Source organism: Streptomyces sp. ISL-98, assembly GCF_018614055.1.
Classification (GTDB): Bacteria; Actinomycetota; Actinomycetes; order Streptomycetales; family Streptomycetaceae; genus Streptomyces; species Streptomyces spiramyceticus.
Map to the genome: position 1 here is coordinate 77,649 of NZ_JAGGPB010000014.1, position 11,409 is coordinate 89,057.

Sequence of the window (11,409 nt, forward strand, 5' to 3'; positions counted from 1 at the left end):
GGTCCAGGGAAGGCCACCCTTACCGACGTAGGGTGGGCCATGGGGCCGCCGGTGGGCCGGCGACTCCTGAACAGCCGCCTCGAGGGAGGTCCAGTTCAGTGACCAGCCAGGTCAGTAGCCCGGCCGAGCAGGCCAACGAAGCCGATGGTGTCGACGGAGCCGATGAGGCCGTCGTCGGGGAGCAGCGCGGCGTGCGGAGTTCTTCCGGGAAAGAGATCCGCCGCCTGGACCGGGTGATCATTCGTTTCGCGGGTGACTCCGGTGACGGGATGCAGCTCACGGGCGACCGCTTCACTTCGGAAACGGCGACTTTCGGAAACGATCTGTCGACCCTGCCGAACTTCCCGGCCGAGATCCGGGCACCCGCCGGCACGCTGCCCGGCGTATCGAGCTTCCAGTTGCATTTCGCCGACCACGACATCCTTACACCGGGCGACGCACCCAACGTCCTGGTGGCCATGAACCCGGCCGCGCTGAAGGCGAACATCGGGGATGTGCCGCGCGGCGCCGAGATCATCGTCAATACAGATGAATTCACGAAGCGCCCGATGGCCAAGGTCGGGTACGACTCGTCTCCACTGGAGGACGGCTCCCTGGAGGCGTACAACGTCCATCCGGTGCCGCTCACCACGATGACGATCGAGGCGCTCAAGGACTTCGGGCTCTCCCGCAAGGAGGCCGAGCGCAGCAAGAACATGTTCGCGCTCGGTCTGCTGTCGTGGATGTACCACCGGCCGACCGAGGGCACCGAGAAGTTCCTGCGGACCAAGTTCGCCAAGAAGCCCCAGATCGCCGAGGCGAATGTGGCGGCTTTCAGGGCCGGCTGGAACTTCGGCGAGACCACCGAGGACTTCGCGGTCTCCTACGAGGTCGCCCCGGCGACCGAGGCATTCCCCACCGGGACGTACCGCAACATCTCCGGGAACCTGGCCCTGTCGTACGGGCTGATCGCCGCCAGTAAGCAGGCGGACCTGCCGCTGTACCTGGGCTCGTACCCGATCACCCCGGCCTCCGACATCCTCCACGAGCTGTCCAAGCACAAGAACTTCGGTGTGCGGACCTTCCAGGCGGAGGACGAGATCGCGGCCATCGGCGCGGCGCTCGGCGCGGCGTTCGGCGGCCAGCTCGCCGTCACCACCACCTCGGGGCCCGGCGTGGCGCTGAAGTCGGAGACCATCGGTCTCGCGGTGTCGCTGGAGCTTCCGCTGCTCGTGGTCGCCATCCAGCGCGGCGGCCCTTCGACGGGTCTGCCGACCAAGACCGAGCAGGCCGACCTGCTCCAGGCGATGTACGGCAGGAACGGCGAGGCCCCGGTGCCGATCGTGGCGCCGAAGACCCCGGCGGACTGCTTCGACGCGGCCCTGGACGCGGCGCGGATCGCGCTCACCTATCGCACGCCCGTGTTCCTGCTCAGCGACGGCTACCTGGCCAACGGCAGCGAGCCGTGGCGGATCCCGGAGATCGACGAACTCCCCGACCTGCGCGTGCAGTTCGCGACCGGGCCCAACCACGAGCTGGCCGACGGCACCGAGGTCTTCTGGCCGTACAAGCGCGACCCGCAGACCCTCGCCCGTCCGTGGGCCGTGCCCGGTACGCCAGGACTTGAGCACCGTATCGGCGGAATCGAGAAGCAGGACGGCACGGGCAACATCTCCTACGACCCGGCCAACCACGACCTCATGGTCCGCCTGCGCCAGTCCAAGGTCGGCGGCATCGAGGTCCCGGACCTGGAGGTCGACGACCGGGACGGTGCCAAGACCCTGGTGCTGGGCTGGGGCTCGACGTACGGGCCTATCACGGCCGCCGTACGCCGGCTGCGCCGCGCCGGGATTCCCATCGCGCAGGCTCATATGCGCAACCTCAACCCGTTCCCCCGGAATCTCGGTGACGTTCTGGGGCGTTACGAGAAGGTGGTCGTGCCCGAGATGAACCTCGGACAGCTGGCCACTCTGCTCAGAGCCAGATATCTGGTCGACGTCCACTCGTACAACCAGGTCAACGGAATGCCGTTCAAGGCCGAGCAGCTCGCCACGGCTCTCAAGGAGGCCAACGATGCCTAAGGCGAACGAGGCGCTCTCGCTGGTGCCCAAGGCCGAGGCCAAGCAGTCCATGAAGGACTTCAAGTCCGATCAGGAAGTGCGCTGGTGCCCCGGCTGCGGTGACTACGCAGTCCTCGCCGCCGTGCAGGGCTTCATGCCCGAGCTCGGGCTGGCGAAGGAAAACATCGTCTTCGTCTCCGGAATCGGCTGCTCGTCCCGCTTCCCGTACTACATGAACACGTACGGAATGCACTCCATCCACGGCCGCGCGCCCGCGATCGCGACCGGACTCGCCTCCTCGCGGCGCGACTTGAGCGTATGGGTGGTGACCGGTGACGGCGACGCGCTGTCCATCGGCGGAAACCACCTGATTCACGCGCTGCGGCGCAATGTGAACCTGAAGATCCTGCTCTTCAACAACCGGATCTACGGGCTGACCAAGGGCCAGTACAGCCCGACCTCCGAGGTCGGCAAGATCACCAAGTCGACACCGATGGGCTCGCTCGACGCGCCCTTCAACCCGGTGTCGCTGGCGATCGGCGCGGAGGCCAGCTTTGTGGCCCGCACGGTCGACTCGGACCGCAAGCACCTCACGAGCGTGCTGCGGCAGGCTGCCGACCACCCCGGCACGGCGCTGGTGGAGATCTACCAGAACTGCAACATCTTCAACGACGGCGCCTTCGAGGTGCTGAAGGACCAGCAGCAGGCCGAGGAAGCGGTGATCCGGCTGGAGCACGGGCAGCCGATCCGCTTCGGGGCCGAGGGTTCGAAGGGGGTCGTAAGGGATGCGGCCACGGGTGACCTGAAGGTCGTCGCGGTCACGCCCGAGAACGAGTCGCAGATCCTCGTCCACGACGCGCACGCGGCCTCGCCCACGACGGCGTTCGCGCTGTCGCGCCTCGCCGACCCGGACACGCTGCACCACACGCCCATCGGGGTCCTGCGCAATGTCGACCGGCCGGTCTACGACACGCTGATGGCCGAGCAGCTCGACGAGGCCATCGAGAGAGACGGCAAGGGCGACCTGGCTGCGCTGCTCGCGGGCAATGACACCTGGACCGTCGTCGGCTGACACGCACGTACGGCAGATACAGCAGATACAGCACATTCAGAGGGGGCGCCCGGTCTCACCGACCGGGCGCCCCCTCTGTGCACCCGCTCTGTGCATCCGCTCTGTTCTATCCGCTCTGTGTGTCCGCGTCCCCACTCCGCGTGTCATGACCGTTTCGGTCTACGGACATGACAGGCACACTGTCGCGGCGGTACCTTCGACCGATGATGTGTGCGCGACGGGAGGGTCAGTGAAGGCGATCAACGACCAGCGGACAGGTTTGTTGTACGGCATCGGTGCCTACGGAATGTGGGGCCTCGTCCCGCTCTTCTGGCCGCTGCTCAAGCCCGCCGGAGCCCTGGAGATCCTTGCCCACCGCATGGTCTGGTCACTGGCCGTCGTCGGCATCGCCCTGCTGGCGCTGCGCCGCTGGGGCTGGGTCAAGGAGCTGATACGGCAGCCCCGCAGGCTGGGGCTCATCGCCATCGCCGCGACCGTCATCACCGTCAACTGGGGCCTGTACATCTGGGCCGTCAACAACGGCCAGGTCGTCGAGGCCTCGCTCGGCTACTTCATCAACCCGCTGGTCACCATCGCCATCGGCGTCCTGCTGCTGAAGGAAAGACTGCGCCCCGCCCAGTGGGCAGCGGTCGGTGTCGGCTTCGCGGCCGTGCTCGTGCTGGCCGTCGGGTACGGGAAGCCGCCGTGGATCTCGCTGGTCCTGGCGTTCTCGTTCGCGGCGTACGGGCTGGTCAAGAAGAAGGTCAACCTGGGTGGCGTGGAGTCACTGGCCGCCGAGACCGCCATCCAGTTCCTGCCTGCGCTGGGCTACCTGATCTGGATCGGATCGCACGGGCAGGCCACCTTCGGCGTGGAGGGTGCGGGCCATGCGGCGCTGCTCGCCGCGACCGGCATCGTGACTGCCGCGCCGCTCGTGTGCTTCGGTGCGGCGGCGATACGGGTGCCGTTGTCGACGCTGGGGCTGTTGCAGTACCTGGCACCGGTCTTCCAGTTCGGCCTGGGCGTCGTGTACTTCCACGAAGCGATGCCACCGGAGCGGTGGGCGGGCTTCTCGCTGGTCTGGGCGGCGCTGGCGCTGCTCACGTGGGATGCGCTGCGGACGGCCCGGCGGGGGCGGGCCGAGGCGCAGGCGGCGGCGGTACGGGTGCGGGCTCAGGTGCCTGCAGGTGGGGTGGCTGTCACTCCGGCTCCCGCGCCGGCTCCGGCTCCGGCTCCGGTCGAGCCCACGGGCTGACGTGCCGACGGGCGCGCTGCGCCCGGCCCTCAGCCCTCCCCCAGCTCAGCGGCGATCGCGTCCATCACCGCACGCCAGTGCTCGCGCCGCGCCTCACGCTCCCCGGCGTTGGCGAGGCGCTCCTGATGGAAGCGGAGTACGGCCTTCTCGCCGGCCCCGGAACTCGACCCGGCCCCCGACCCGGACGCCGCTGCGGAGACCGCGACCTGGACGGTCGTACTCCCGTAGGTGACGCGGACACGGTCCCCCGGCCGGTAACTGCGTACCTCGCCGGTGATGCCGTCGGCGGTACGGTACGCCGCCCCCTTCTCGGCGGTCAGCTCGGCGCCCGGCCCGAGCCACAGCGCGACGCCCTCGGGGCTGGCGATAAATTCCCATACGGCGGCGGGCGGATGGGGCAGGGTCCTGGAGACCCCGATTTCCCAGCCCGCGTCCTGCGTGAGTCCAGTAGGCGCCATCACGTCGCTCCTTCGCTTCGTTGAGTTCCTTCGGTTTCGCTCCGGCGGGCCCGATGCGCGCGCGCCTTCTGACGGTTTCCGCAGCGCTCCATCGCACACCAGCGACGCCGCCCGGGCCGCGAGGTGTCGACGAAGAGCAGATAGCAGTCGTGCGAGCCGCATTCACGTATGCGATGGGCATACGGACCGGTGAACAGGTCGATCGCGTCGCGCGCCACCGTCGAGAGCAGCCGGGCCCCGGTCGCGCCGGGCGCCCATCTCCGTACGGCGCCCGAGCCCGTACCCACCTCTATTCGGGCGGCCAGCGGCTCCCCGCCCGCCCGCGCGTTGACGACCTCCAGGTCCGCGGCGGCCAGGGCGCGGCCGTGGGCCCGGTCGGCGGCGAGGCGGTGGAGCGCGTTGCGCAGCGCGTGCGCGTCCGCCAGCTCGCCGGCGCTCACCGTCAGGTCGAGACCCCCCGGCAGCCGGCTCTCCGCCGCCCAGCGCACCAGGTCGGCGGGTTCGTGGAGCACCTCGTACCGGGCGAGCGCGCCGGGCCCGCCGGTCGGCAGCAGCTCCAGGCAGAGCGCGCCCGGGTCGAAGAGAAACGGGCGGCCCTCCGGGGTACGAAGGGTCAGTCCGGGCGTTTCCGTTGCGAGCTCCATCACGTAACCACTATAACTGGTTAGCATGACCCTGCACTGGAAACTCGTCGTCGACGCCAACGACCCGCACGCCCAGGCCGACTTCTGGGCAGCCGCCCTCGGCTACGAGCTGGAGGACAACAGCGCGCTCATCAAGCGTGTCATCGACATGGGCGCCGCGCCGCCCGCCGCCGCAGTGGATTCCCACGGCCGCCGCGCCTGGCGCGATCTGATCGCCGTCCGGCATCCGGACGACCCGTACGACGAGGACACCGGTATGGGCCTCGGCCGCCGCATCCTTTTCCAGCGCGTACCGGAGGTGAAGACGGTCAAGAACCGGCTCCACATCGACCTGCACGCCGACCCGGGCGCGCGGGAGGCCGAAGTGGCCCGCCTGGAGGCGCTCGGCGCGGTCGTGGCCCACCTCGTGAAGGAGCCCGGCGGGGAGTGGGTGGTGATGACAGACCCCGAGGGCAACGAGTTCTGCGTCCAATGACAGCAGGCGGGACAGCAGGCGGGACATAGGCGGGGCAGCAGACCGACAGCAGGCGGCAAGTAGGCGCAGCGGCCCCGGGAAGCTCTGACTTCACTCAAATCGGGGTTCGCCGCGCCCGCCCGACGGCATGGTCCATGGGACCGGCGCTGACCAGCGCCACCCATGGGGGGACACCATGAAGAATTCCACCGGCCGGGCGGCGGCTGCGGCACTCATAGCGCTCACCAGTCTCGCGGGGGCGGCGATGTGCACGGCCGAGTCTGCCGACCCGTCGACGCGGCCCGCGGCGTCGTCGGCGCTGCCCTCGGCGTCGTCGGCGCCGACCGAGCAGGATCTCGCGCAGCGTGCCGCCGCCGCCCTCACGGACTGGGAAACCCTCGACAGGGAGGGCAAGTTCGTGCTGTCGGCATCGGGCGGAATCAACGACTCCAACAGCTCAAGCGGAATGAAGCCCGACAAGGCGTTGATCATCGAGGCCGCCTGCGCGGGCGACGGCTCGCTGGACTTCATCGTCTCCTCGGGCAAGGCCGAAGAGCGACAGCGCATCGTCTGCACCGAGAAGCCGCGAGCGAAGATCTTCGAGTTCACCCTCGACGGGGACTCCCTTTTCCTGGACTCCGATCCGGAGGCCACAGCCCACGGCGGCCTCGCCTACCTGGCCCGCCGCCCGGCATCCGAATAGCGAACAATGCTGACCGGTTTCCGCTCTTGACGCAGAGTCAATCCCGCGCCGAACATTCAGCACGCACATCGCACAAACGTTGCACCATCAGCTCCAACGCCCCGCGCCACAGCCGTCGCGAGGCGTCTCGCATCTTCCGTCTGTCCCCGTACGGAACCGGAGCCCCCACAATGCAGAAGCTCTCCAGACGCACCACGGCAGCCGCCGTCCTGGCCGTCGCCGCACTGACCGCCGCCACCGCACTACCAGCATCAGCAGCAACCACGTCAGCCACAGCGGCCACAACAGCCGCTTCCACCACGGCCCTTGCGGCCCCCGACATCCCCCTCGCCAACGTCAAGGCGCACCTCACCCAGCTCCAGTCGATAGCCACCGCCAACGGCGGCAACCGCGCCCACGGCCGCCCCGGCTACAAGGCATCCATCGACTACGTGAAAGCCAAGCTCGACGCCGCCGGATTCACCACCTCCGTAACGACGTTCACCTCCAGCGGCGCGACCGGCTACAACCTGATCGCCGACTGGCCGGGCGGCGACCCGAACCAGATCCTGATGGCCGGCGCGCACCTCGACTCGGTCAGCTCGGGCCCCGGCATCAACGACAACGGTTCCGGCTCCGCCGCCGTCCTGGAGACCGCGCTCGCCGTCTCCCGCGCCCAGCTCAAGCCCACAAAGCATCTGCGGTTCGGCTGGTGGGGAGCGGAGGAGCTCGGCCTCGTCGGCTCGAAGGCGTACGTCAACAGCCTTCCCACCACGGAACGTTCGAAGTTCTCCGGATACCTCAACTTCGACATGATCGGCTCGCCGAACCCGGGCTACTTCGTCTACGACGACGACCCGGCCATCGAGAAGACCTTCAAGGACTACTACGCGGGCCTCGGCGTCCCGACCGAGATCGAGACCGAGGGCGACGGCCGCTCCGACCACGCGAACTTCAAGAACGTGGGCATACCCGTCGGCGGCCTCTTCACCGGTGCGAGCCGTACGAAGACGAGCGCCCAGGCGCAGAAGTGGGGCGGCACCGCGGGCACGGCCTTCGACCGCTGCTACCACTCCTCCTGCGACACCACGGCGAACATCAACGACACCGCCCTGGACCGCAACAGCGACGCCACCGCCCACGCCATCTGGACCCTGGGCACCGAGCCCTCGGTCCCGCCGGGCGACGCCTACGAGAACACCGCCGACGTCGCAGTGCCGGACAACGGCGCCGCGGTGACCTCGTCCGTCACCATCTCCGGCCGTACGGGCAATGCCCCGGCAGCCCTCAAGGTGGGCGTCGACATCAAGCACACCTGGCGGGGTGACCTGGTCGTCGACCTGGTCGCGCCCGACGGTACGGCGTACCGGCTGAAGAACTCCAGCAGCAACGACTCGGCCGACAACGTCATCGCCACCTACACGGTGGACGCGTCGAGCGAGGCGGCCAACGGCGTCTGGAAGCTCAAGGTCCAGGACATCGCCGCGCAGGACACCGGCTACATCGACAGCTGGAAGCTCACCTTCTAGTCCAGCCCAGAGCTGTCCAGTCCAGCCCGGTCAAGCCCAGTTCAGCCCAGTCCAGTTCAGCCCAGTCCAGCTCAGTCCTGTACGGTCCGGCCCCGGCGGGGGCCGGACCGTCTCAGGCCGTGATGTCCTTCGCCGTGAAGCGCGCCCAGGCCGCCGAGCCGAACACCGCCGCGTACAGCCCCTGAAGGCCGAGGTTCTTCAGGATCTCGTCCCAGTACACCGGCTCGCGCAGCAGGTCCGCGAACGACAGCCAGTAGTGCGGGAAGAGATACGGATGGATCGCGTGCAGCTGCGGGATCGTGCCGAGGATCTGCACCGTGATCAGCAGCCCGACCGTCGCCGCCATCGCCGCGATCCCGCTGTTGGTGAGGGTCGACACGAACAGGCCGATCGCCGCGAGCCCGATCAGTGACGCGGCCACGACAGCCGCGATCAGCAGGGCCCGTACCAGCCCTTCCCCGAAGCTGATCTGCGTACCCGAGATCGTCGTGACCTCGCCGAGCGGGAAGAGGACGGCGCCCGTCACCAGCGCCGACACCGCCACGACCAGCGTCGCGACCAGGCAGAACACCGCCGTGGACGCGTACTTGGCGAGCAGCAGCCGACTGCGTCCGGCCGGGGCGACGAGCAGATAGCGCAACGTACCGGCGTTCGCCTCGCCCGCGACCGCGTCACCCGCGACGACGCCGACGGCCATCGGCAGGAAGACCGGCAGGGTCGCGGCGAGGGCGGCGAAGACCAGGAAGAGACCGTTGTTGGTGATCTGGGCGAGGAAGGCCGGGCCCGCGACGCCGCCCTCCCCCGCACCCCCACCGCCGCTGATCCCCGAGCCGTCGCTCGTTTCGATCTTGACGGCGATGCCGATGAGCACGGGTACGGCAGCCAGTACGGCGAGCAGTGCGAGCGTGCGCCAGCGCCGGAAGGTGGTGGTCAGTTCGGACCGGAAGAGTCCGAGCGTCCACAGCGGGCTGCCTGCCCGCGGAACCTCCGGCAGCACCCCGCTCTCAGCCTGCGACATCGAAACCCTCCCCGGTCAGTGCCACGAAGGCGTCCTCCAGCGAGGCCCGCTCCACGCCGAAGGACCTCACCCGCACACCGGCCCGTACGAGCGCGGCGTTCAGGTCGGCCAGTTCGGTCTCGCCCAGAGGCAGTTCACCGGTTACCCGGTCCTCCGCGACGGCCAGATCGCCGACGCCGAGCTCCTTGAGTACGCGCGCGGCGTCCCCCGTGTCCGGTGTGCTGACGGCGAGCCGCCCGCGCGCACCGGCCGCCAGCTCGGCGACCGGACCCTGCACGACGAGCCGCCCCTGGGCCATCACCGCCGCATGCGTGCACACCTGCTCGATCTCGTCGAGCAGGTGCGAGGAGAGGAACACCGTCGTGCCGTCCGCTGCCAACTCCCGTACCAGCGAACGGATTTCCCGCATCCCCTGCGGGTCCAGGCCGTTGGTCGGCTCGTCGAGCACCAGCAGCCGGCGCGGCTGGAGCAGCGCGGACGCGAGCCCGAGCCGCTGCTTCATGCCCAGCGAGTACGCCTTGGCCTTCTTGCTCCCCGCGGCGGTAAGACCCACCCGGTCGAGCGCCGCCGCGACGCGCGCCCTGCGGGTGCGCGGGTCGGCCGCCGGGTCGGCGGAGTCGTAACGGATCAGGTTGTCGCGGCCGGACAGGAACCCGTACAACGCGGGCCCCTCGATCAGCGCGCCCACATGCGGAAGCACGGCGCGGGCGGCGCGCGGCACCGGCCGGCCGAGCATCGTCGCCGTACCGGACGTCGGCTCGATCAGGCCCATCAGCATCCGGATGGTGGTCGTCTTCCCACTGCCGTTGGGGCCGAGGAAGCCGAAGACGCTGCCGGCGGGGACGGTCAGGTCGAGTCCGTCGACGGCGAGCTGCCCGCCGCGGAAGCGCTTGGTGAGCCCGTGGGTGTCGATCACGGCCTCGCCTGCGGCGGACAGCTCGGTCATACGGGCCTACTTGGCCGCGTTGGCGGCCTGCACCAGCGCGTCCTTGGTGACCGCGCCGACGTACATCTTGCCGTCGTCCGTCATCAGGGCGTTCACGAGGCGGGTCGAGAAGACCGTGCCCGAGCCGAACTTGCCGGAGACCTTGTCGCCCAGCGCGTCCATGAACTGCTCTGCCTCAGGCGGCATATCGCCCGACTTGGGCGCCTTGACGTCCGAGCCGCCGGGCGAGGAGATCTCGGCGACCGTGGTCCAGCCCTCGCCGATGATGTTGAGCCCCTCGAAGCTGTTCAGGTCCTCTTCGCCGCCCTTGAAGCCGTCGAAGCCGTCCAGCCCTTTCTCACCCTTCTCGCCCTTCTCCGGGGCCTTGACCTCGCCCTCCTCGGTCACCTTCGCGCCCTTGGGCGGGCTGAAGTCGAAGGTGTCCGCGGACGGCTTCGCGAAGTCGACCTTGGTGAAGCCCGCGTCGATCGCTGCCTTGCCGCCGCTGCTCGGCGAGAGCGTGAACTTGAGCGGTACGCCGTTCTCCGCGTCGACCGCGACCCTGATGGACCCGATCGTCGTACCGGACTGCTTGGGCTTGATGAGCAGCTGGTACGCATCCCGGCCTGCGACCTGCGCGGTGCCGTCGACGGTCACCGATGTGGTCTCGTCCGCGGCCTTCAGGGCCTCTTCGGCCAGCTCCTTGGGGGTTGCGGGGGCGGATCCCTTGCCCGAACCCTTCGCGTCCGCCGAACCCTTGCTATGGAACGCCTCGTTCGAGGCACTGTCGTACGCCCACACGTCGTCGCCGTTGTGAATGAGGCTGTACTCCGCCGCGTCGTCCAGGATCGACACCCGCTGCTTGTCCGGACCGTCCGCCGCGACGCGCAGGGTGTGCGTGCCGGAGGCGAGTTCCATCAGCTTGGCCTGAGGGTCGGCCGCTGCGCCGCTTCCCTCGCCCTCCCCCTTGGGCATCAGCCCTTCGGCGAGGCCGCCCAGCGACGGGATGCCCAGGTCCGTGTTGATCTTCACGGTGCCGGAGAGCTGCTCCGTGTCCGACGCCGCGATCTTCTCGATCAGCTGCTGGGCGGTGATCTTCGGCAGATCGGGGTCGCCCGAGTTTGCGAGCGCCGGGACGAGTCCGATGGTCGCCGCGGCCACCCCCGCCACCGCGACGGGGACGACGTAGCGTGCGGCCTTCCGGCGGCTCGCGGCAAAGCCCTTGGTCCCCTCGGTGGTCTGTGCCCTGTCGTTCGGTGCCATGTGTGCGCTACCTCCGTGGTTGGCGGCCGTCGTCCAGTTGCACTCGTCCACCCCCGCGCCGCCATTCTCACCCGAATTGGTGGGGAGTGGT

Annotated in this window: 11 protein-coding genes; 6 read left to right on the forward strand and 5 right to left on the reverse strand. The window is 69.2% G+C overall.

Annotated elements, in window-relative coordinates; genetic code table 11:
- Nucleotides 1–98 precede the first annotated feature (98 nt).
- The 3 genes from J7I98_RS11010 (at nt 99) to rarD (ending at nt 4,345) form a co-directional block, all read left to right on the forward strand.
- The gene (locus J7I98_RS11010; RefSeq protein ID WP_214920450.1) at nt 99–2,060 is read left to right on the forward strand and encodes a 2-oxoacid:acceptor oxidoreductase subunit alpha; all 1,962 of its coding nucleotides are present in this window, start codon (nt 99–101) and stop codon (nt 2,058–2,060) included.
- Nucleotides 2,053–3,111 (forward strand): 2-oxoacid:ferredoxin oxidoreductase subunit beta, encoded by a 1,059-nt coding sequence (locus tag J7I98_RS11015; RefSeq protein WP_214920451.1) that lies wholly within the window; start codon nt 2,053–2,055, stop codon nt 3,109–3,111. The genes J7I98_RS11010 and J7I98_RS11015 overlap by 8 nt, the downstream gene beginning before the upstream one ends.
- 229 nt (nt 3,112–3,340) lie before the next feature.
- Complete coding sequence (rarD, locus tag J7I98_RS11020; RefSeq protein ID WP_214920452.1) at nt 3,341–4,345, forward strand: EamA family transporter RarD; 1,005 nt, start codon at nt 3,341–3,343, stop codon at nt 4,343–4,345.
- A 29-nt stretch (nt 4,346–4,374) separates the two neighbouring features.
- Here the strand turns inward: rarD and J7I98_RS11025 are convergent, their stop codons facing one another.
- Both J7I98_RS11025 and J7I98_RS11030 read right to left on the reverse strand, forming a co-directional pair.
- The gene (locus J7I98_RS11025) at nt 4,375–4,803 is read right to left on the reverse strand and encodes an SRPBCC domain-containing protein (RefSeq protein ID WP_214920453.1); all 429 of its coding nucleotides are present in this window, start codon (nt 4,801–4,803) and stop codon (nt 4,375–4,377) included.
- The gene (locus tag J7I98_RS11030) at nt 4,803–5,447 is read right to left on the reverse strand and encodes an ABATE domain-containing protein (RefSeq protein ID WP_251020464.1); all 645 of its coding nucleotides are present in this window, start codon (nt 5,445–5,447) and stop codon (nt 4,803–4,805) included. Before J7I98_RS11030 ends, J7I98_RS11025 begins: the two co-directional genes overlap by 1 nt.
- A gap of 25 nt (nt 5,448–5,472) precedes the next feature.
- On the opposite strand from J7I98_RS11030, the gene J7I98_RS11035 reads away from it, so the two are divergent.
- From J7I98_RS11035 to J7I98_RS11045, 3 genes are all read left to right on the forward strand, one after another.
- Nucleotides 5,473–5,922 carry a VOC family protein gene (locus J7I98_RS11035; protein WP_214920455.1) on the forward strand — a complete coding sequence of 150 codons (450 nt, stop codon included), beginning with the start codon at nt 5,473–5,475 and terminating at the stop codon, nt 5,920–5,922.
- A gap of 175 nt (nt 5,923–6,097) precedes the next feature.
- Nucleotides 6,098–6,604 (forward strand): hypothetical protein, encoded by a 507-nt coding sequence (locus tag J7I98_RS11040; protein ID WP_214920456.1) that lies wholly within the window; start codon nt 6,098–6,100, stop codon nt 6,602–6,604.
- Between the two features lie 170 nt (nt 6,605–6,774).
- Nucleotides 6,775–8,112 carry a M28 family metallopeptidase gene (locus tag J7I98_RS11045; RefSeq protein WP_214920457.1) on the forward strand — a complete coding sequence of 446 codons (1,338 nt, stop codon included), beginning with the start codon at nt 6,775–6,777 and terminating at the stop codon, nt 8,110–8,112.
- Between the two features lie 112 nt (nt 8,113–8,224).
- On the opposite strand, the gene J7I98_RS11050 is transcribed toward J7I98_RS11045, so the two are convergent.
- The 3 genes from J7I98_RS11050 to J7I98_RS11060 are packed head-to-tail and all read right to left on the reverse strand — an operon-like array spanning nt 8,225 to nt 11,318.
- On the reverse strand, nt 8,225–9,130 hold the full coding sequence (locus J7I98_RS11050; RefSeq protein WP_214920458.1) for an ABC transporter permease: 906 nt from the start codon (nt 9,128–9,130) through the stop codon (nt 8,225–8,227).
- A complete protein-coding gene (locus tag J7I98_RS11055; protein WP_214920459.1) occupies nt 9,117–10,076 on the reverse strand; it encodes an ABC transporter ATP-binding protein in 960 nt (319 codons plus the stop codon). The genes J7I98_RS11050 and J7I98_RS11055 overlap by 14 nt, the downstream gene beginning before the upstream one ends.
- A gap of 6 nt (nt 10,077–10,082) precedes the next feature.
- On the reverse strand, nt 10,083–11,318 hold the full coding sequence (locus tag J7I98_RS11060; protein ID WP_214920460.1) for a DUF2092 domain-containing protein: 1,236 nt from the start codon (nt 11,316–11,318) through the stop codon (nt 10,083–10,085).
- Nucleotides 11,319–11,409 lie beyond the last annotated feature (91 nt).

Coding starts and splice junctions, on each gene's coding strand:
- J7I98_RS11025 (WP_214920453.1), bottom strand. CDS start 4,803: ATGGCGCCTACTGGACTCACGCAGGACGCGGGCTGGGAAATCGGGGTC.
- J7I98_RS11040 (WP_214920456.1), top strand. CDS start 6,098: ATGAAGAATTCCACCGGCCGGGCGGCGGCTGCGGCACTCATAGCGCTC.
- J7I98_RS11055 (WP_214920459.1), bottom strand. CDS start 10,076: ATGACCGAGCTGTCCGCCGCAGGCGAGGCCGTGATCGACACCCACGGG.
- J7I98_RS11035 (WP_214920455.1), top strand. CDS start 5,473: ATGACCCTGCACTGGAAACTCGTCGTCGACGCCAACGACCCGCACGCC.
- J7I98_RS11060 (WP_214920460.1), bottom strand. CDS start 11,318: ATGGCACCGAACGACAGGGCACAGACCACCGAGGGGACCAAGGGCTTT.
- J7I98_RS11030 (WP_251020464.1), bottom strand. CDS start 5,447: ATGGAGCTCGCAACGGAAACGCCCGGACTGACCCTTCGTACCCCGGAG.
- J7I98_RS11050 (WP_214920458.1), bottom strand. CDS start 9,130: ATGTCGCAGGCTGAGAGCGGGGTGCTGCCGGAGGTTCCGCGGGCAGGC.
- J7I98_RS11015 (WP_214920451.1), top strand. CDS start 2,053: ATGCCTAAGGCGAACGAGGCGCTCTCGCTGGTGCCCAAGGCCGAGGCC.
- J7I98_RS11045 (WP_214920457.1), top strand. CDS start 6,775: ATGCAGAAGCTCTCCAGACGCACCACGGCAGCCGCCGTCCTGGCCGTC.